Source organism: Amycolatopsis sp. (assembly GCF_035546795.1).
Lineage (GTDB): Bacteria > Actinomycetota > Actinomycetes > Mycobacteriales > Pseudonocardiaceae > Amycolatopsis_E.
This window is the reverse complement of record NZ_DASZWC010000004.1, coordinates 210,273-229,807: the sequence shown is the minus strand read 5'-3', so window position 1 is coordinate 229,807 and position 19,535 is coordinate 210,273. Positions and strand designations below refer to the sequence as shown.

Sequence of the window (19,535 nt, the reverse complement as noted above, 5' to 3'; positions counted from 1 at the left end):
TTATTCAACGATCGTTGACTTCCGGACCGGATGCGGGTTACCGTGGCCGAATTCAACGGAGGAAGAATTACCCTGGAGGACGTCATGAAGCCACGTAGGCTGTGGCCTCTGGCCGTACTGACCGCGCTCGCCGGGGCGGTGGTCGCGATCGTGCTCGGCCTGGTGACCGTCGGGGTCCAGGCGACGGTCAGCCCACACGGCCTGCCTGTCGCCGTAGCCGTGCCCACGGCAGCGCCGGCGCACGCCGCGGCCGAGCACGTCGCCACCCAGGGTGGCGGGGCGCTCAGCTGGCGCGTCACCACCCCCGACGAGGCCCGGAAGTTGTTGGACGACAAGGAGATCTACGGCATTCTCCAGCTCGGCTCACCCACCGAGGTGGTCGTCTCCGGTGCCGTCAACCCCGCCGGCACCCAGGTGGTGCAGCAGGCGCTCACCACCGCCGGGCAGGCCGTCGCGACCGCGACCGGCACCACGCTGCAGACCGAAACCGTGCACCCGGCGAGCCTGGCCGGGCGCACCGCGCCGCTGGCCGTGAGCATCCTGTGCTGGCTGGGATCCCTGGCCGCCGCCGGCGCCCTGCTCGCCGCCGCGAAACGCACCGGCCGCCCGATCACCCTCGCCACGCGGCTGGTCCGGGTACTGGCCAGCGCGGTCTTCATGACCGCGGTGGTCGCCGGTTTCCTCAAGCTGTGGGACAAAACCCTGCCGCTGGGCTGGAATGTGCTGGGCTTCGTCTTCCTGGTCGCGCTGGCCTTCGCGAGCATCCAGGGCGCGCTGCTGCGGATATTCGGCCTCGCCGCGTTGGCCGTGCTGGGCCCGCTCTACCTGCTCGCGCCGGCCGTCGCCGGCCAGGTGCCCGAGCTGCTCAACCCTGCCTACAAGAACGCGCTCTGGTCGTGGACGCCGTTCCGGTTCTCCACCGAGGGCATGCGCAGCATCCTGCAGGGCACCCCCGGCGCGCCGGACGTCACGACCGCACTGTGGGTGCTCGGCGCGCTGCTGGTGGTCGGCCTCGTGATCCTCGTCTGGCCCGGCCGCTCAGCCCGCCAGGAAACTGAGCCGGACCTGGCGGACCGGGTTGTCGAGGTTGGTGTCCACTAGGCAGACCGACTGCCAGGTGCCCAGTGCGAGCGAGCCGCCCAGCACCGGCACGCTCGCGTACGGCGGCAGCAGCGCGGGCAGCACATGGTCACGGCCGTGACCCTTGCTGCCGTGCTGGTGCCGCCAGCGGTTGTCGCGGGGGAGCAGGTCGTCGAGCGCGGCGAGCAGGTCGTCGTCGCTGCCCGCGCCGGTCTCCAGGATCGCCAGCCCTGCCGTCGCGTGTGGCACCCACACGTGCAGCAGCCCGTCGCCGGCCCCGGCCTCGCCGAGGAACGACTCGATCCGCCCGGTCAGGTCGGCCACCACCGCCTTGTTCCCCGTGCTGACCTCGATTTCGGTGGAGTACATGCCATCCACCGTAACCGCTACGAGTCCAGGTAGCGCAGCACGGCCAGCACCCGCCGGTTGTCCTCTTCGGACGGTGGCAGGCCGAGCTTGTCGAACAGCCGGGTCACGTACTTCTCCACCGAGCCCGCCGACAGGAACAGCTGCCCGGCGATCGCCGCGTTCGACCGGCCCTCCGCCATCAGCCCCAGCACCTCCCGCTCGCGCGGGGTGAGCCCGGCCAGCGTCCCGGCATTCCTTGTCGCGCCGAAGAGCTGGCTCACCACCTCCGGGTCGAGCACCGTCTCCCCGGCCGCGACGCGGCGCAGCGCGTCGAGGAAGTCCGAGACCTCCGCGACCCGGTCCTTCAGCAGATACCCGACCCCGCCGGCCTGATCGGCCAGCAGTTCGGCGGCATAGGACGTTTCGACGTACTGCGAGAACAGCAGGATCGGCAGCTTCGGGTCCTGCTTGCGCAGGTCCAGCACCGCGCGCAGGCCCTCGTCGGTGAACGTCGGCGGCATCCGGATGTCCACAATGGACACATCGGGCCGGTGTTCCGGTACCGACCGGCGGAACGCCTCGCCGTCCTTGACCGCGTCCACCACCTCATGCCCGCGCAGGGTGAGCAGTTCCACCAGCCCCGTGCGCAGGATCGCCGAATCCTCGGCCACCACGATCCGCATTGTTCAGCCCCCAGGAATGTGCGCGGTGACCACCGTCGGACCACCGGACGGGCTCTCGATTTCGAGCCGTCCGTCCACGGTACCGAGTCGTTCGGCCACCCCGGCCAGACCGCCGCCGGGGCTCACCCGCGCGCCGCCGGTGCCGTCGTCGCGCACCGTCAACCGGATCTCGTGTCCCTGCGCGGTCAGGTCGAGCCGGACGTCCGCGCCGCGGCCGTGCTTGGCCGCGTTGGTCACCAGTTCGGCCGCGCTGAAGTACAGCAACGTTTCGATGGCCGGGGACGGCCGGTCCGGCAGGTCGACCCCCACCTGCACGTTGACGGCGCTCTGGGCGGCGAGCGTCGACAACGCCACCGCCAACCCCGCGTCGAGTGCAGGCGGGCGAATGCCGCGGGCCAGGTCACGCAGCTCCGTCAGCGCCTGCTTCGCGTTGCCGTGGGCCGTCGTGAGCAGCGCGTCGAGGTTCTCGACGTTGCCTTCCTTGAGTTCCTCGCGCGCGATTCCGAGCTTCATCGCCATCGCCACGAGCTGGGCCTGCGCCCCGTCGTGCAGATCGCGCTCGATGCGGCGCAGCCGGTCGGTGGCGTCCTCGATCGCGCTCGCCCGGCTTTCCTCCAGGTCACGCACCCGCTCGCTGAGCGTGCGCGGCCCGAGCAGGCTGTACGCGAGGACCCGGTCCATCGTCGTGAGCCCGTGCAGCACCCGCGGCAGCGCGATCAGGATCAACGCCCCGACGGCCGCGATCGGCAGGGTCAGCACCCAGGTGCTCGCGTGGATGTCGAACAGCGGCAGCATGTGCCCGCCGGTGGCCAGCCAGTACACCGGATAGCAGAACGCACCCAGCCCGTACACCAGCAGCGCGCCCGCGACCGACAGGTTCACCAGCGAAAGCGGGAACCGGATCAGCAGGTAGCCGAACACGCGCCAGCCGGCCCGGTCGCCGAGGCGCGTCTTGAACCAGTTCCACAGTCCGGGCTTCAGCTCCGCCATCGGCGGCTCGCTGACCTCGATGTCCAGCAGCGTGCCCGCCAGTTGCCGGTGCACCGAACCGAGCCGCCGCGCGCCGAGGAGCACCCCGGAAAGGACCAGGATGCCGACGAAAATCGGGGAGAGCGCCACTCCGACGATCAGCCCGGCCAGCAGTCCGACCAGGCCTACCGCGGTCAGCGGCGCTCCGAGCGCCGCCCACCCCAGCTCGCCGAGGAACTGCTTTCGCCCCAGCGGAGCGAACAGCGCGATCACGTTCACTCCGACAGCTTGCCGGGCCAGGGGAGTTCCGCCCATCGGGTTTTCCCCCTGATCTTTCCCACAACGTGGTACGGGAAATACCCGGGTGTGCCGGCTCGGTTGAATCGGGAAAGGCCGCCGGCGAAAGGAACACGCGCATGTCACCGAGTCTTCATCTCGCCGCCGCGCTCGACGGGGCCGGCTGGCATCCGGCGGCGTGGCGAGAGCCGGACGCGCGCCCCGGCGAGCTTTTCGACGCCGGGTACTGGACCGATCTCGCCGTCGAAGCCGAAAACGGGCTGCTCGACTTCGTCACCATCGAGGACTCGTTCGCCCCGCAGACCACCCGCACCGACCAGGTGCAGGGCAGGCTCGACGCGGTGCTCATCGCTTCGCGCGTCGCCCCGCGCACCCGCAATCTCGGCTTCCTGCCGACGATCGTGGCCACCCACACCGAGCCCTTCCACATCTCCAAGGCCATCGCGACGCTCGACTACGTCAGCACCGGCCGCGGCGGGGTACGGGTGCGGGTCTCGGGCAGCGGGCCGGACGCGGAGCTGTTCGGCCGCCGCGAGGTTCCCTCACGCGAGGACCTGTTCGACGAGGCCGCCGACTACATCGAGGTGCTGCGCCGGCTGTGGGACAGCTGGGAGGACGACGCCGAGATCCGCGATGTCGCCACCGGCCGGTTCATCGACCGCGAAAAGCTGCACTACATCGACTTTTCCGGCAAATGGTTCGACGTCAAGGGCCCGTCGATCACGCCGCGCCCGCCGCAGGGTCAGCCGCCGGTCTCGGTCCTGGCGCATGTGCCCGTCGCCTACCGGCTGGCTGAACGCGGTGCGGACCTCGTATTCGTCACCCCGCACGAGGTGGGCGAGGAAATTCCGGTGCACGGCCCGCAGGTGTTCGTCGATGTGGTGGTGTTCCTCGACGACACGGCGGGCGCGGCCGCCAGCCGCAAGGCCAGGCTGGACGAGACCGACGGCGCCGAGTTCACCTCCGACGCCCTGATCTTCACCGGCACCCCGGCCGGGCTCGCCGACCGGCTGCTGGCCTGGCACGACGCCGGGGTCACCGGTTTCCGGCTGCGGCCCGGCGCGATCCCGCACGACCTGACCGCGATCACCCGTGGCCTGGTGCCCGAACTGCAGCGGCGCGGCGCGTTCCGGCGCGAGTACGAAGCCGCCACGCTGCGTGGGCTGCTCGGCCTCGAACGCCCCGCGAACCGTTACGCCGCTTGAGAAAAGGACGCGAGATGCCCAAGCAGATCCACCTCGCCGCGCACTTTCCCGGCGTGAATAACACGACCGTGTGGAGCGACCCGGAAGCGGGCAGCCACATCGATTTCAGTTCTTTCGTGCACCTCGCCCAGACCGCGGAGCGCGCGAAGTTCGACTTCTTCTTCCTCGCCGAGGGCCTGCGCCTGCGGGAACAGGGCGGGAAAATCTACGACCTCGACGTGGTCGGCAGGCCCGACACGTTCACCGTGCTCGCCGCGCTGGCCGCGGTCACCGAGCGGCTCGGCCTGACCGGCACGATCAACTCGACCTTCAACGAGCCCTTCGAGGTGGCGCGGCAGTTCGCGAGCCTCGATCACCTGTCCGCGGGGCGTGCGGGCTGGAACGTGGTGACGTCGTGGGATGCCTTCACCGGCGAGAACTTCCGGCGCGGCGGCTACTTGCCCGAGGACCAGCGATACGTGCGCGCGAAGCGGTTCCTGGAGACCGCCGCCGAGTTGTTCGACTCGTGGCGCGACGGGGACATCTTGGCGGACAAGGAATCCGGCGTCTTCCTGCGGGACGCCAACGCCGGCGCGTTCGAGCGGCACGACGAGCAGTTCGACATCCGCGGCCGCTTCACGGTGCCCCGCGGCCCGCAGGGCCGGCCGGTGATCCTGCAGGCAGGCGACTCCGACGAGGGCCGCGAATTCGCCGCCGCGACGGCCGACGCGATCTTCACCCGGCACGGCACGAAGGAGGCCGGACAGGCGTTCTATGCCGACGTGAAGGGGCGGTTGGCGAAGTACGGCCGGCAGAACTCGGACCTCGTCGTGCTGCCCGCCGCGACGTTCGTGCTGGGCGACACCGATGCCGAGGCGCAGGAACTGGCCGACGTCGTGCGGCGGCAGCAGGTGAGCGGGCAGACCGCGATCAAGTTTCTGGAACAGCTGTGGAACCGGGACCTGTCCGCGTATGACCCGGACGGCCCGCTGCCGGAGGTCGACCCGGTGGTCGGGGAGAACACGATCGCTCGCGGCCGGGCCAGTGTCCGGATGCACCGGGACCCGCTCGCGACGGCGAAGCAGTGGCGTGAGCTGGCGGAGGCGAAGAACCTGTCCATCCGCGAGCTGATCATCGAGGTGTCCGCCCGGCAGAACTTCATCGGTTCGCCGGAAACGATCGCCGAGACGATCAACGACTACGTCCAGTCCGATGCGAGTGATGGTTTCATCCTCGTCCCGCACGTGACCCCGGGCGGGTTGGATCCCTTTGCCGACAAGGTGGTGCCCCTGCTGCAAGAGCGCGGAGTCTTTCGCAGCGAGTACAACGGAACGACACTTCGAGACCACCTGGGCATCACACGCCCGTAGGCGCAACCCGACACGCCACCCCGCCCACACCCCGAACCGATCCCGACCGCTGAACGCTGCGCGAGCGGGTCGGGGGTGGGGTGCACAGAGCGCGCTCCGCGCGCGGCCGTTGCTGTTACAGCGCAAGGAAAAAGACTCTCCTCGCCGGAGCGGCGGGCTCAAGGATGACCACCCAACTGGGTTGGCCGGCACGCGGCGTGCGCCGCCCTACTGCTCCTCGTCGACGGGAGCCACCGGTTCGTGATCGGCCTGGGCGCGGCGGGAGGCCTCGCGCATCTCGATCACGTCGGTGAGCCAGTCACCGGTCTCCCTGGCCACGTCGCGCACCGCACCGGTGACGATCATCGCGATGCGGCCGAGGTGCGTGGCCGCTGACTCGGTCAGCACCTGAACGGTGTCCTTGGTGCTCTCGAACTGACCCACCATATTGTCCCCTAAGCCGCCTCGAGTTCCGGCTTCAGCGTAGTGGGTTCCGCCGGCTGCGGCCGCACGCTGTCCGGCAGCGCGAACTTGACCAGCTTCTTCGCGACCGAGAACAGCTGCTTGTGCAGCGGACCGGTGTTGTAGGGCAGCCCGTACTTCTCGCAGATCGCGCGCACCTCGGCGGCGATCTGCGGGTACCGGCGGGCCGGGATGTCGGGGAACAGGTGGTGCTCGATCTGGTGCGAGAGGTTCCCGGACATGATGTGGAACAGCTTCCCGCCGGTGATGTTCGCCGAGCCGAGGATCTGGCGCAGGTACCACTGCCCGCGCGTCTCGTTCTCGGTTTCCTCCTCGCTGAAGCTTTCCACGTCGGCCGGGAAGTGCCCGCAGAAGATGATCGAGAACGCCCAAACGTTCCGGACCACGTTCGCGGTGAGGTTCCCGGCGAGCGTCAGCGGCGCGAGCGGGCCGGTGAGCAGCGGGAACAGCACGTAGTCCTTGCCGATCTGCCGCGCGGCCTTGCGCACCATCCTGGCCCGGACCTCCTTGAACTCCGACCATTTCCGTTCCCCGCGCACGATCCGGTCGAATTCCAGATCGTGCAGCATGACGCCGTACTCGAACATGAATGCGAGGAAGAAGGCGTAGACGGGGTTGCCGAGATAGTACGGATGCCATTTCTGCGCCGGGTCGATGCGCAGGATGCCGTACCCGACATCGCGATCCTTGTCCAGGATATTGGTGTACGTGTGGTGAATGTAGTTGTGCGAATGCCGCCAGTTCTCGCCCGGCGCCACGTTGTCCCACTCGAACTGCTGCGAGCTCAACGCCGGATCCCGCGTCCAGTCGTACTGCCCGTGCATCACGTTGTGCCCGATTTCCATGTTGTCCAGGATCTTGGACACCGAGAGTGCGGCGACGGCGAGCGGCCACGCCGGTGGCACGTACATCAGCGCACGTCCGGCGGCTTCCAGGCCCCGCTGGGTCTTGATGATGTTGTAGATGTAGTCGACGTCTTCCTTGCCGAGATCGGCGACCACGCGCTGGCGGATCTCGTCCATTTCCCGGCCGAATTCCTCGACCTGTGCCGGAGTCAGCCGGTCCTGCAGTCCAGTCATGCCGATTCCCCTAACAGTTGATCTCGACGTCCCCGACCGGGACGGAGATGCAGAGTTGAATCTCTTCGTTGTCCTCGCCGGAGGTTTCACCGGATTTGGCATTGCGCACCGTGCCGCGCGTTTTGACCTTCGTGCACGAGTAGCAGATTCCCATCCGGCAGCCGTGTTCCGGCGAAAGTCCCGCGGCTTCGGCCTGTTCCAGCAATGGACGCCCGGAGTTCTCGATTTCCTTGCCGCTGTGCGCGAAGCGCACCTGACCGGTGGCACTCTCGGTGTCGAAGGTCAACTCCGGCGGAGTGAACTCTTCGGTGTGCAGCTGTTCACTCAAGCCTTCGGCTTCGTACACCTCGCGCACCGAGTCCATCAGCGGCTTCGGCCCGCACAGGTACGTCTGCGCCGAGTCGTACCACGGCGCCGTGGCCTTCAGGTGCTCCGCGGAGAAGAACCCGGACAGCTCAGCGCCTTCGCTGTGGGTGTACCCGAGGACGACCCGGACATTCCTGCGGTCGAGGGCGTCCAGTTCGTCGCGGTAGAGCACGTCTTCGGCCGAGTTGGCGTAGTGCAGGAACACGACTTCGCCGCGGTAGTCCTCCTCGGCGAGCGTGCGCAGCATCGAGAGCACGGGTGTGATCCCGCTGCCGCCGCTGATCAGCACTATCCGCTCCGGCCGCGGTGTCGGCAGGGTGAACGCGCCGTCCGGCAGGGACAGGCCGAGCACCATGCCCGGCGCGGCCTGGTCGCACAGATGCCGCGACACCAGGCCCTGCGGATCGGCCTTGATCGTCAGCTCCAGCCCGTTCCCGTACTGCGAGCCGACCGGCGAATAGCAGCGTGTCCGCCGGATTCCGTTGATGTCGACCGAGATCCGCACGTACTGGCCGGCGGTGAACCCGCGCCAGGCGCGGCTCGGCCGCAGGGTGAGGGTGACCGAGTCCGCGGTCTGCCTGTGCACCCCGGTGACCTCCCCGCGCAGGTCACGGCGGACCAGCATCGGGTTGATCAGTTCCAGGTAACGGTCCATGCCGTGTGGGGTGAGCAGTGCTTCCGCGATCGAGCCGAGCTTGCCCATCGCACACCTCCAACAGTGAACATCTGTACACTCAAGTTTGGGGGCATGGACGGTATCGCGCAAGGTGAGGTGGCCTACATCGTGGCCGGACGTACGCTGAACACCGTGACGGCCGAACCGGTAACGCGCACGGAGCGCAAAGAACGAACAAGGCGTGCGTTGCTGGACGCGGCCCTGGAGCTACTGGCCGACCGCGGGTTCGCCAGCCTGAGCCTGCGCGAGGTCACCAAACGGGCCGGCATCGTGCCGACGGCGTTCTACCGCCACTTCGCGTCGATGGACGAACTCGGCGTCGCGCTGGTCGAGGAATCGATGCGCACGTTACGGTCGATGCTCCGGGCGGCCCGCAGCGATCCGCGCAGCGCCACCGACGTCATCCGCGCCTCGGTCGCCGTCCTGTACGAGCACGTCCGCGCGAACGAGGACCACTTCCGTTTCGTGACGCGGGAACGGTATGGCGGAACCGGTGCGGTTCAGCAGGCCATCGGGATCGAGCTCAAGCTGTTCTCCAGCGAGCTTGCCGTGGACCTGGCCCGCTTCGAATTCCTGCGGGAGTGGTCGACCGACGATCTGCACATGATGGCCGGGCTGATCGTGACGGCCATGCTCGCCACGGTGCTGGAGCTGGTCGAGGCCAGGCCGCGGGATGCCGAAACCGACGAGCGTATCGTGCGCACCGCCGAGAAGCGCCTTCGGCTGATCACGGTCGGGGTGCCCGGCTGGCACAGCACGACCTGATCCCGGCGTTGTCCGATGTGGACGGACCCGCCGTTGAACATTGTTCTGCCGGCCCGTGCGCCGGAGCGTTCACCACTCCGGCGCACCGGTATCGGCTATTCGGCGGAAGAGAAGACGACCGGCGGTGCGGTGCGGCGGCGGGGCGCCTTCTCCGCGGCGCTGGTCTTCTTCGCCGCGGCGGCCGGCTTCTTGGCCGTGGTCTTGGTGGCGGCCTTCGGCTTCGCGGCGGCCTTGGCCGCTGTCTTCGCCGGAGCCGCCTTCGCGGGAGCCTTGGCAGCGCTCGTCTTCGCGGCCGCGCTCTTCTTCGGGGCCGCCTTCGCCGTGGACTTGGTGGCGGTGGCGCGCGTGGATTTCGCAGCCGCGGCCTTGGCGGGGGCGGCTTTCGTGCCCGCGGTTTTCCGGGTGGTGGTTTTCGCGGCGGCCTTGGTGGCCGTGCTCTTCGCCGGCTTCGCAGCTGTCGATTTCGCGGCGCGCGTGGTTTTCGCCGGCGCGGATTTGGCCGGTGCGGTTTTCGCGGTGGTGGCTTTGGCGGTGGCGGCCGTCTTCGTGGTGGCGCGTTTCCGGGTGGCCGCCGCCTTCGGCTGTGCCGCCGTTTTCGCCGCCGCCGTACGGGAATTCGTGCGGCGCTTCGGCGGGGCGAGCCGCTTCGGCCGGCGCTTGCGGCCACCGATCCGGCGGCCCTGCTCGACGTAGCGGGCCAGGATCTCGCGAAGGCTTTCCGCGTTTTCGTCGGAGAGGTCGATGTCGTAGTCGACACCGTCCAGGCCGAACCGGACCTGCTCCTGGGCCGGCTCGCCGTTCAGGTCGTCCAGTAATTGCACCGCGGTGTTCTTCGCCACCGAAACCTCCCGTACTCGAATACTCCGGGAAGAATACCTCCCCCCGCTTGCGCGGTGCGTCTGCCTGGTGTGCGCTGAACCCCATGACCGAAGAGACTTACGACGTGGTGGTGATCGGCGGTGGACCGGTCGGCGAAAACGCGGCAGGCCGTGCCGCCGCCGGGGGACTGAAAACCGCGCTCGTCGACCACGAACGGTTCGGCGGTGAATGCTCGTACTGGGCCTGTATTCCGAGCAAAGCCTTGCTGAGACCGGGAAACGCGCTCGCCGCGGCCCGTCGGCTGCCCGGTGTTCCGGTAGGCGAACGGCTCGATCCAGCGGCGGTGTTCGAGCGGCGCGACTACTTCACTGGCAAGGGTGACGACAACGGGCAGGTCGAGTGGGCGCACGGCGCGGGCATCGAAACGGTACGCGGGCACGCGCGGATCACGGGCCCGCGAGAGGTCACTGTGGACGGCGAGCGGGTGTTGCACGCCACGCGGGCAGTGGTGGTCTGCACCGGGAGCGTGCCGCGCACACCGGACATTCCCGGTCTCGCCGACGTCCCGACATGGGGTTCGCGTGAAGCCACGTCGGCGAGTGAGGTGCCGGCCAGGCTGGCGGTGCTCGGCGGTGGTGTCGTCGGAGTGGAGATGGCGCAGGCGTGGGCGAGGCTCGGCGCGCAGGTCGATCTGATCATCTCCGGGTCACGACCGCTGCCGAGGTACCCGGACTTCGCCGGTGACGCGGTGATCGAGGGACTGCGTGCGGACGGTGTCCGAGTGCACACGGAATCCGGTCTGGTGCGTGCCTCCGAAGTGGACGGAGCGGCGCGGCTGGAGCTCACGGACGGGCAGGCCCTCGACGCCGACCGGTTGCTCGTGGCCACCGGGCGGCGCCCCGCCACCGACGACCTCGGGCTGGAGGCGATCGGGCTCGAGGCCGGCGCCGCGCTCACCGTCGCCGACACCGGTCAGGTGTCCGATGTGGACGGTGAGTGGCTCTACGCGGCGGGCGACGTGACCGGCCGTGCGCCGCTGACGCACCAGGGCAAGTACGCGGCGCGGGTGGTCGCCGACGTCGTCGTGGCCAGGGCCGAGGGCAAGCCGCTCGACACGAGCCCGTGGAGTCCGCAGGCGAGCACCGCGGATCACTACGCGGTGCCGCAGGTCGTGTTCACCGATCCGGAGGTGGCCTCGGTCGGGCTGGCAGGCCCGGAGGACGGGAAACCGCACCGCGTGGTCGACATCGACATCGCCGTCGCGGGCTCGTCCCTGCACGCCGACGGTTACACCGGCAAGGCGCGCATCGTCGTGGACACCGAACGCGAGGTGCTCGTCGGCGTCACGTTCGTCGGCCAGGACGTGGCCGATCTCCTGCACGCCGCGACGATCGCGGTCGTGGCCGAGGTGCCGCTGCGGCGGCTCTGGCATGCGGTGCCCGCGTTCCCGACGATCTCCGAGGTCTGGCTGCGGTTGCTGGAGACCTACGGCCTCTGATCCCCGGCAGGTCAAGGAATCCGGGCGGTGGCCCCGGCCTGGGCGGCGCGCAGCAGGCCGGGGTCGATGCTCACCGACGCGTCATCGAACCACGCGGCGAGCACGAGCACCACGGTCGTGCCGCCCGCCGTGCTGAAGTAGCCGGCTCCGTCGAAACTGGGCGTGCGGGGCCATTTCCCCGTTTCGGTCGCGAGGTCCGACATGCCACCGCCGCCCGGTTCGTCCGCCACCTTTTTGAACGCGGTCGCCGAAGCGGAGTCGGGGAAACTGAGCACGGTCACCGAAACCGCGGCGGGTTTCCCGTCGACGGTGGCCTCGAAGCTGCCGCGCCGCATCGTCACGCACGGCTTCTGTTGCAGGCTCGCCTGCACGTCGCCGATCGCGTGCGCCGCGCAGTGCGTATCGCTGCCGGAGGCGCGTTCCAGCAACGGGATTCCGTTCACCACCTGTGGCGGCGGTGTGCTCGCGGCCGTGTCGTCGCCGCCGGTCGTCGCGAGCACGATCGCGGTCACCAGCAGGATGCCGAGCAGACCGAGCGCCGCAAAGGGAAGCCAGCGCACGGTGCGGGCGGGTTTGTCGGCGGCCACCGGCCGGACCGGCGCGGCGGCGGTGACCCGCGGCATCGGAGTCGTCACTTCGATCGGCGCAGGTTTCGGCGGTGCCGGCCGGACCGGCGGCATGGTGATGGTGACCGCCGAAAGCGGGTCCTCCTCGGGTTCGGCCGCGCCGAACCCTTCGCCGGTCAACGCGTCGTCCGACAGTTCCGGGGCTTCCGGCGCGAGGCTCTTGATCAGTGCACGCGCGTGTTCCACCGTGCAGGGCTTGCGCGCCGACGCCAGCGACACGCTCGCGGCGAGCATGCTCGTCGCGTTCGGGAACAGCACCCGTACGTGGCCACTCAATTCCGTGGGCGGCTGTTCCACCTTGTCCACGAACGGGCCCACCGCGAGGACGGTCCCGACCGGCATGGTTTCCGGCATCTTCGCCCGCAGCCGCCGGGTGATGGAATCGGCGAACGCGAGCTTCGACGCCGCCGGGTTGACCGCCTTGCCGGGTGCGACGAGCGGCCAGCCGTCCGCCTTCCACTCCCCGGTCAGCGGCGCTTCGAGTTTCATCGCCGGATCGGGCAGGTCCACCCCGAGCACGACGAGCACGCCGCGGGGCAGCACGACCACCGCGTCCGCGACCCGGCCCGACGGCAGCGGGCGCACACCGGCGAGGGCGATCCCGCCGGCCACCGACGTGCCCCGGCCCAGTGACGCCAGCGCGGCGCGGATGTCTTCGGCGACCAGGGAGGGCTGCCGAGCCAGGCGGACGACCCGCACCTCGACCTCCCCAAGGTTCCCGTCGGCTGTTGGGTGCACACGCTAGCGCTTGGTGATCGCCGATGGCCCGATGGTGTGAAATTTACAAGCCATCCTCCCCGCAAATGGGGGGTATCTCCGTGACTGCCGTCACCCGAAAGAGTGCGCATCGTTGGCCCTATCGCGCGTTCCCCGAGCTCGAGGAGACCCGATGCAAAGGCGCACCACCCTCGCGATCGCCGCGGCACTGCTCGTCGCCCCGATCATCAGTGCCCCGGCCGCCACGGCGCAGAGCCCGCTCGCACCCGTGTCCGGCACCCTCGCCGGCCTGCTTTCCACGGTTTCGTCGGCCACCCAGCTGACGACGCTCGTGCACGCGGCCGACGTGGCCACGGCGGAAAGAGCGGTCAGGGCGGCGGGCCTGACGGAAGTCACCAGATTCGCCAAGATCGGCGTCGTCGGCGCGAAGGGCTCGGCCGCCCAGGTCAGCGCGGTCCGAAAGGCCGCGGGCGTCACTTACGTGGAGAACAACGACCCGCTGATCACCTACGGCAGCAGCGGCACCACGGCGACGCGTAGCGCCGAGGCGCAGACGTCGCTCAACGGCGCCAACGGCTCGAAACTCGACGGCAGCGGCGTTTCCGTCGCGATCATCGACACCGGCGTGGACCCGACCCACCCCGCGTTTCAGGCGAACGGCGCCACCCGGGTGGTCCGCAACCTCAAGAGCACCTGCCTCGACGGCACTTCCACGTCGTGCATCCTCGACGTGCCGACCTCGGTGGACACCGACACGACCTCGCTCGGCGGGCACGGCACACACGTCACCGGCATCGCCGCGGGCAACGCGTTCACCCTGCCCGACGGCACGAAGGTCGGCGGCTCGGCGCCCGGTTCGAAGATCGTCGCCATCTCGACCGGCCTGGCGCTGCTCGTCCTCGGCACCGACGCCGCACTCAACTGGGTGCTGGAGAACCACAACGCCCCGTGCGGCGCGGGCGTGCCTGCCAGCACCTGCCCACCGATCAAGGTGATCAACAACTCGTACGGGCCGAGTGGCGGCGGCGCCTTCGACCCGAGTTCGGCCACCGTGCAGCTGCAGCGCGCGCTGGCCGCCGAAGGCGTGGTCACCGTCTGGGCCAACGGAAACGACGGCGGCGATGGCTCGGCCGACCTGTCCAACCCGCCGGGCCAGGACCCGACCCCGGGCGTCATCTCCGTGGCTTCGTACAACGACCAGGGCACCGGCACCCGCGATGGCGCCGTCTCGGACTTCTCCTCGCGGGGCCTCGCGAGTGACTCGTCCACCTGGCCGGACGTTTCCGCTCCGGGCGAGAACATCATTTCCTCCTGCCGCCCGTACCTGATCATCTGCTCGCAGGGGCTGCAGCCGGAGAACGGGCCAGGGCCGCTGGACATCGGTACCTACAACGTCATCAGTGGCACCTCGATGGCCACGCCGCAGATCACCGGGATCGTCGCGCAGCTGTTCCAGGCGGATCCGCAGGCGAGCCCCGGCCAGATCGAGAACGCGATCAAGGCCACCGCGTACAAGTATTCGAACGGCGCCCCGTATCAGAGCGTCGGCGCCTACACTTCCAGCTACGACAAGGGGACCGGGCTCGTCGACACCGTCGCCGCCGCCAGGTCCCTCGGCGCCGCGGGCTGAGTGAGCGAAGGGCACCTTCGCGGGTTTCTGGCCCCCGAAGGTGCCCTTGGTGTTGGTTCTGCTGATACGCCTGAGGTTCATGTGGCCAAATGGGTGATCGGGGTGCACAATGTGCTAAGCCGCGTCACGCGTGCCGCAACAACCGCCTATTCGCGAGGTCGTAGGGGAAGACGCCCCTCGTCGAGTAGCGGAGGTCAGCAGTGAGCACCCGTGGCAGCACCCGTGGCGTGGTGTACGTCCACTCGTCGCCGTCTGCGGTTTGCCCGCACGTCGAGTGGGCTATTTCGGGCACCCTAGGGACCCGAGTCGATTTGCAGTGGACGGCACAACCGGCCGCACCAGGGCAGTTGCGAGCCGAATGCAACTGGAGCGCGCCCACTGGCACCGGCGGCAAACTCGCCGGCGCCCTGAAGGCGTGGCCGATGCTGCGCTTCGAAGTGACCGAAGAGCCGAGCCCCGGCGTCGACGGCGATCGGTACTGCTTCGCGCCCGGCCTCGGCCTGTGGCACGGGCGGACGAGCGCCAACGGTGACATCGTCGTCGGTGAGGATCAGTTGCGTGCGCTGGTGGCGCAGGCACGGGCCGGGGAGGCGTTCGCCCACCGGGTCGACGAGCTGCTCGCCGCGAACTGGGACGAGGCACTGGAGCCGTTCCGGCACGCGGGGGACGGCGCGCCGGTAACGTGGCTGCACCGCGTGGGGTGAGTCGAAGGTGGTGGCGGGTAGTTGGCTAACGGGGGCTACTACCCTGCCGATGTGTCAGCTGTGCCGGCGTCCACCCATCCCCAGCGCTGGCTGATTCCTGTCCTCGTCGTGGTCGTTTCGTTGATGGTCGGCGGCGGGCTGCTGGCGCGTGAGTACTACCGCAAGCCGGACTCCCAGCCGGCGTCGATCCTCGCCCTGCCCAGCACCACTTCGCGCCCGCTGGCGCTGCAGCCGGGGCCCGGCACGGTGGAGCTGACCCCGGATGCCGCCGAGCATCCGCAACACCAGGTGATCAAGGAACTGCTGCAGAACTACTTCGACTCGATCAACACGCGCGACTACGAGCAGTGGAAGGCCACCGTCACCAAGGCGAGGATCCAGGCCAAGCCGAAGACGGACTGGCTCAACGACTACAGCTCGACCAAGGACGGCAGCATCCTCGTCTACCGGATCGACGCGGTTTCGAGCCAGGATCTGCGGGTGCTGCTCGGTTTCACGAGCACACAGGACCCCTCGGACGCGCCGACGGAGCTTTCGAACGCCGGGTGTGTGCAGTGGAAGCTGATCCTCCCGGTCACCCAGGAGTCCGGTCACTGGAAGGTCGACACCGTCGCCGGCTACACCACGCCCGAAGTCTCCGCCTGCTGAAGCGACGTGAACCGGCCCCGGCGGGCACTGCCCGCCGGGGCCGGTCCACGTCGCGGTGCTACGCCGTGGTGAACAGCAGCGCGGTGTTGTGCCCGCCGAAGCCGAACGAGTTGCTCAGCGCGGCGGCGTACTCGCCCTTGCGCGGCTCACCGGCGACGACGTCGAGTTCGACCTTCGGGTCGAGGTTCTCGAGGTTCAGCGTGGCCGGGACGAGACCGTGGTAGATCGCCAGCAGCGTGGCGATGCCCTCGACCGCGCCCGCGCCACCGACGAGGTGGCCCAGCGCGCCCTTCGGCGCCGTCACGACCGCGTGCGTGCCGACGGCCTTGCGGATCGCGGCCGCCTCGCCCACGTCGCCGACCACCGTGGCGGTGGCGTGGGCGTTGACGTGGCTGACATCCGAGGCGGACAGCCCGGCCATCCGGATGGCGTCGCTCATGGCCCTGATCTGCCCGATGCCCTCCGGGTGGTTGCCCGTGATGTGGTAGGCGTCCGACGTGATCCCGTAGCCGGCGAGCCTGCCGTAGATCTTCGCGCCGCGGGCCTTCGCCCGGTCGGCGCGCTCCAGCACGACCACGCCGGCGCCCTCGCCGAGCACGAACCCGTCGCGCGCGGTGTCGAACGGGCGCGACGCGTGCGCCGGGTCGTCGTTGTTCGTGGAAACGGTCCGGGCCTGGGCGAACCCGGCGATGGTGATCGGGTGGATGCAGGCTTCCGCACCACCGGCCACCACCACGTCGGCCCGGCCGTTCTGGATCATCTGATACCCGGAGGCGATGCCCTCCGCACCGGAGGCACACGCCGACGCGGGCGAGTGCACTCCGGCGCGGGCCTTCAGGTCGATGCCGACATGCGCGGCGGGACCGTTGGGCATCAGCATCGGCACGGTCAGCGGCGACACCTTGCGGATGCCGTGCTCCCGCAGCAGATCGTTCTGCGTCAGCAGGGTGACCGGGCCACCGACGCCGGTACCGATGGACACACCGAGCCGATCGGGATCGACATCGCTGTGCTCGTCCGTCGGCTCCGTGAATCCGGCGTCGGCCCAGGCCTGCCTTGCCGCGATGAGAGCGATCTGCTCACACCGGTCGAGCCTGCGTGCCTGGACACGCGGGAGCTTCTCCGTCGGTTCCTCGGCGAGAGTCGCACCGATCTTCACCGGCAGGTCGTACCGCTCGACCCAGTCGGCCTCGATGCGGCGGATGCCGCTGCGGCCGGCGAGCAGGCCGTCCCAGGTGGACGCGACGTCCCCGCCGAGCGGCGTGGTGGCCCCCAGCCCGGTGATCACGACGTCGATGTTGCTCATGTGGATTCTCCCCGAGGTCAGTTCAGAGAATTCGTACTTCTGTTACTTCGAGTTCGCGGAAACGTAGTTCACCGCGTCGCCCACGGTCTTGAGGTTGGCGAGCTCGTCGTCCGGGATCTTGACCCCGAACTTGTCCTCGGCCTGCACGGCGATCTCGACCATGGACAGCGAGTCGATGTCGAGGTCGTCCACGAAGGACTTCTCCAGGCTCACGTCGTCCTGCGCGACACCTGCGACCTCTTCGACGATCTCCGCGAGGCCGGCGAGGATCTCTTCTTTGTCCGCCACTGTTGTTTTCCCTTTCCTGGTTTTCCGGGCTTGCCTGACGCCGGCGGACTTCCGCCCGCCGGCGTAAGTGGTATCACGGGCAGATGATGGCCTGACCGGCGTACGACAGTCCGGCGCCGAAACCGACCACGAGCACGACGTCGCCGGAGGAAACGGTGCCCGCCTTGCGCATGTGGTCCAGCGCCATCGGGATGGACGCGGACGAGGTGTTGCCCGAGTACTTGATGTCGTCCGCGACGACCATGTCCTCGCGGGCGCCCTTGGCCCGGAGCTTCTTCGCGATCGACTCGACGATGCGCAGGTTCGCCTGGTGCGGGATCAGCACGTCCACATCGGACGGTTGCAGCCCGGCCAGCTCCAGCGCGCGCAGCGCGATCGGCGCGATCTGGGTGGTCGCCCAGCGGAAGACCGACTGGCCCTCCTGGTAGATGTACCGGTGGTCGCGCATGTAGATGGTGTCGACGAGGTCGCCCGCGCTGCCCCAGGCCACCGGACCGATGCCCGGCTCGTCGGACGGGCCGACCACCGCCGCGCCCGCGCCGTCGGCGAAGATGATCGCGTTCGCGCGGTCCGTCGGGTCGACGACGTCGGTGAGCTTCTCCGCGCCGATCACCAGCGCCTTGCCGGCGGAGCCCGCGCGGACCAGGTCCGAGGCCACGCCGAGTCCGTAGCAGAACCCGGCGCAGGCGGCGTTGAGGTCGAAGGCACCGGCGGCCTTGATGCCGAGCCGGTCGGCCACCTGAGCGGCGGCGTTCGGGATCGGTGAGGGCATCGTGCAGTTCGGCACGATCACAGTGTCTATTTCGGACGGTTCGACCCCGGCGTCGGCGAGCGCGTTACCGCCCGCCGTGACGGCCATGTCGACCAGCAGCTCGTCCTTCTCCGCGAACCGGCGCTCGATGATGCCGACCCGGTCCCGGATCCACTGGTCGTTGGTCTCCATGGTCTGCGACAGGTCGTCGTTGGTGACCCGCCGCTCTGGCTGATAGCTGCCGACCCCCAGTACCCGGGTCGCCGCGGGGCCCTGCTTGAGCCGCAGTACCGGCGCCACTACGCCTCCTTCCCGACCGCGGCCAGCTCGGCCGGGGTCTTCAGTGCGATCGTCTCGGTGACAATGCCCTTGAGCTGGCGCTTGACCAGTCCGGTCAGCGTGCCTGCCGGAGGCAGCTCGACGGTACCGGTCACCCCGAGGGAGACCAGCCCGTCCATCGTCAGGTCCCAGCGCACCGGCCGGGTCACCTGCTTGACGAGGCGCTCGAGGTATTCGGCGCCGCTGGAGACGACCGCGCCGTCGGCGTTGGACAGCAACGGGCGGTTCGGGTCGGCCGGGGTGATCTTGGCGGCGTGCTCGCGCAGCGCCTCCTCGGCCGGGGCCATGTAGTGGGTGTGGAACGCGCCGGCGACCTTGAGCGCGCGGACCTTGGTGCCCGCCAGCGGTTCGGCAACGATGCGTTCGATCGCGTCGGCAGCGCCGGAGGCGACGATCTGGCCGGCGCCGTTGCGGTTCGCGGCCGTGAGGCCCTGCTCCTCCAGCCAGGCGACGACCGCCTCGGGCTCGCCCAGCATCACGGCGGCCATACTCGTCGGCTGGGCCGCGCAGGCCTTGGCCATCTCGGCGCCACGCACGGCGGCCAGCGCGACCGCGTCCTCGGCGGACAGCACGCCGGCGATCGCGGCGGCGGCCAGTTCCCCGACCGAATGCCCGGCGACGGGCCCGTCGGCGGGCAGGTTCTCCAGTTCCTCGAACGCGAGCAGCGACAGGGCCACGATCAATGGCTGGGTGATCGCGGTGTCCTGGATCGTCTCGGCGTCCGCCTCGGTGCCCAGGTGGACCAGATCGAGGCCGGCCCGCTCGGACCAGCGCGCCAGTTTCTCGCGGGTTCCGTCGAGTTCGAGCCAGGGAGTGAACATGCCGGGGGCCTGGGAGCCCTGTCCGGGGGCGAGCAGTGCTGTCACGCCCTCCAGGGAACACGGTCCGTGCTCATGGTCGGGATGCCGCCGCTCACGAAGTCCACGCGGC

General features: G+C 69.4%; 20 protein-coding genes. 8 read left to right on the top strand and 12 right to left on the bottom strand.

The annotated features are described in order from the left end of the window. Positions 1-84 precede the first annotated feature (84 nt). A complete protein-coding gene (locus tag VHD82_RS06275; protein ID WP_325697929.1) occupies positions 85-1,101 on the top strand; it encodes an ABC transporter permease in 1,017 nt (338 codons plus the stop codon). Here the strand turns inward: VHD82_RS06275 and VHD82_RS06270 are convergent. The 3 genes from VHD82_RS06270 to VHD82_RS06260 are packed head-to-tail and all read right to left on the bottom strand — an operon-like array spanning position 1,039 to position 3,395. Further along, positions 1,039-1,449, bottom strand: a complete 411-nt coding sequence (locus tag VHD82_RS06270; RefSeq protein WP_325697927.1) for a secondary thiamine-phosphate synthase enzyme YjbQ — start codon at positions 1,447-1,449, stop codon at positions 1,039-1,041. The genes VHD82_RS06275 and VHD82_RS06270 overlap by 63 nt on opposite strands. A 17-nt stretch (positions 1,450-1,466) precedes the next feature. After that, positions 1,467-2,111 carry a response regulator transcription factor gene (locus tag VHD82_RS06265; protein WP_325697925.1) on the bottom strand — a complete coding sequence of 215 codons (645 nt, stop codon included), beginning with the start codon at positions 2,109-2,111 and terminating at the stop codon, positions 1,467-1,469. A 3-nt stretch (positions 2,112-2,114) separates the two neighbouring features. Then, positions 2,115-3,395 carry a sensor histidine kinase gene (locus VHD82_RS06260; protein WP_325697923.1) on the bottom strand — a complete coding sequence of 427 codons (1,281 nt, stop codon included), beginning with the start codon at positions 3,393-3,395 and terminating at the stop codon, positions 2,115-2,117. A 101-nt stretch (positions 3,396-3,496) separates the two neighbouring features. On the opposite strand from VHD82_RS06260, the gene VHD82_RS06255 reads away from it, so the two are divergent. Together VHD82_RS06255 and VHD82_RS06250 are read left to right on the top strand one after the other, a co-directional pair. Further along, positions 3,497-4,582 carry an LLM class flavin-dependent oxidoreductase gene (locus VHD82_RS06255; RefSeq protein WP_325697921.1) on the top strand — a complete coding sequence of 362 codons (1,086 nt, stop codon included), beginning with the start codon at positions 3,497-3,499 and terminating at the stop codon, positions 4,580-4,582. Between the two features lie 14 nt (positions 4,583-4,596). After that, entirely contained in the window at positions 4,597-5,931 is a 1,335-nt protein-coding gene (locus tag VHD82_RS06250) for an NtaA/DmoA family FMN-dependent monooxygenase (protein ID WP_325697919.1), read from the top strand. Between the two features lie 207 nt (positions 5,932-6,138). Here the strand turns inward: VHD82_RS06250 and VHD82_RS06245 are convergent, their stop codons facing one another. From VHD82_RS06245 to VHD82_RS06235, 3 genes are read right to left on the bottom strand one after another with little or no spacing between them, the layout of a single operon-like run. Then, on the bottom strand, positions 6,139-6,357 hold the full coding sequence (locus VHD82_RS06245; protein ID WP_325697917.1) for a hypothetical protein: 219 nt from the start codon (positions 6,355-6,357) through the stop codon (positions 6,139-6,141). Positions 6,358-6,365: 8 nt separating this feature from the next. Beyond that, the gene (locus VHD82_RS06240) at positions 6,366-7,472 is read right to left on the bottom strand and encodes an acyl-CoA desaturase (protein WP_325697915.1); all 1,107 of its coding nucleotides are present in this window, start codon (positions 7,470-7,472) and stop codon (positions 6,366-6,368) included. A gap of 10 nt (positions 7,473-7,482) precedes the next feature. Then, the gene (locus tag VHD82_RS06235) at positions 7,483-8,541 is read right to left on the bottom strand and encodes a ferredoxin reductase (protein ID WP_325697913.1); all 1,059 of its coding nucleotides are present in this window, start codon (positions 8,539-8,541) and stop codon (positions 7,483-7,485) included. A 45-nt stretch (positions 8,542-8,586) separates the two neighbouring features. On the opposite strand from VHD82_RS06235, the gene VHD82_RS06230 reads away from it, so the two are divergent. After that, positions 8,587-9,279 carry a TetR family transcriptional regulator gene (locus VHD82_RS06230; protein ID WP_325697910.1) on the top strand — a complete coding sequence of 231 codons (693 nt, stop codon included), beginning with the start codon at positions 8,587-8,589 and terminating at the stop codon, positions 9,277-9,279. A 95-nt stretch (positions 9,280-9,374) separates the two neighbouring features. On the opposite strand, the gene VHD82_RS06225 is transcribed toward VHD82_RS06230, so the two are convergent. Then, positions 9,375-10,118 (bottom strand): Lsr2 dimerization domain-containing protein, encoded by a 744-nt coding sequence (locus tag VHD82_RS06225; protein WP_325697908.1) that lies wholly within the window; start codon positions 10,116-10,118, stop codon positions 9,375-9,377. 83 nt (positions 10,119-10,201) lie between these two features. Between VHD82_RS06225 and VHD82_RS06220 the strand changes: the two genes are divergently transcribed. Beyond that, positions 10,202-11,596, top strand: a complete 1,395-nt coding sequence (locus VHD82_RS06220) for an NAD(P)/FAD-dependent oxidoreductase (protein WP_325697906.1) — start codon at positions 10,202-10,204, stop codon at positions 11,594-11,596. An 11-nt stretch (positions 11,597-11,607) separates the two neighbouring features. On the opposite strand, the gene VHD82_RS06215 is transcribed toward VHD82_RS06220, so the two are convergent. Continuing rightward, on the bottom strand, positions 11,608-12,921 hold the full coding sequence (locus VHD82_RS06215) for a hypothetical protein (RefSeq protein WP_325697904.1): 1,314 nt from the start codon (positions 12,919-12,921) through the stop codon (positions 11,608-11,610). A 190-nt stretch (positions 12,922-13,111) separates the two neighbouring features. Between VHD82_RS06215 and VHD82_RS06210 the strand changes: the two genes are divergently transcribed. The 3 genes from VHD82_RS06210 (at position 13,112) to VHD82_RS06200 (ending at position 15,921) form a co-directional block, all read left to right on the top strand. Then, the gene (locus tag VHD82_RS06210; RefSeq protein ID WP_325697902.1) at positions 13,112-14,569 is read left to right on the top strand and encodes a S8 family serine peptidase; all 1,458 of its coding nucleotides are present in this window, start codon (positions 13,112-13,114) and stop codon (positions 14,567-14,569) included. 200 nt (positions 14,570-14,769) lie between these two features. Beyond that, the gene (locus VHD82_RS06205) at positions 14,770-15,273 is read left to right on the top strand and encodes a DUF3145 domain-containing protein (protein ID WP_325697900.1); all 504 of its coding nucleotides are present in this window, start codon (positions 14,770-14,772) and stop codon (positions 15,271-15,273) included. A gap of 51 nt (positions 15,274-15,324) precedes the next feature. Further along, positions 15,325-15,921, top strand: a complete 597-nt coding sequence (locus VHD82_RS06200) for a hypothetical protein (RefSeq protein WP_325697898.1) — start codon at positions 15,325-15,327, stop codon at positions 15,919-15,921. Positions 15,922-15,979: 58 nt separating this feature from the next. Here the strand turns inward: VHD82_RS06200 and VHD82_RS06195 are convergent, their stop codons facing one another. From VHD82_RS06195 to VHD82_RS06180, 4 genes are all read right to left on the bottom strand, one after another. Further along, positions 15,980-17,227: a beta-ketoacyl-[acyl-carrier-protein] synthase family protein gene (locus VHD82_RS06195; protein WP_325697896.1), complete on the bottom strand. Its 1,248-nt coding sequence runs from the start codon at positions 17,225-17,227 to the stop codon at positions 15,980-15,982. Between the two features lie 42 nt (positions 17,228-17,269). Then, the gene (locus VHD82_RS06190) at positions 17,270-17,515 is read right to left on the bottom strand and encodes an acyl carrier protein (RefSeq protein ID WP_325697894.1); all 246 of its coding nucleotides are present in this window, start codon (positions 17,513-17,515) and stop codon (positions 17,270-17,272) included. A gap of 73 nt (positions 17,516-17,588) precedes the next feature. Continuing rightward, complete coding sequence (locus VHD82_RS06185) at positions 17,589-18,566, bottom strand: beta-ketoacyl-ACP synthase III (RefSeq protein WP_325697892.1); 978 nt, start codon at positions 18,564-18,566, stop codon at positions 17,589-17,591. Beyond that, positions 18,566-19,471, bottom strand: coding sequence for an ACP S-malonyltransferase (locus VHD82_RS06180; RefSeq protein ID WP_414637460.1), 906 nt, complete (start codon positions 19,469-19,471; stop codon positions 18,566-18,568). Before VHD82_RS06180 ends, VHD82_RS06185 begins: the two co-directional genes overlap by 1 nt. Between the last annotated feature and the right edge of the window lie 64 nt (positions 19,472-19,535).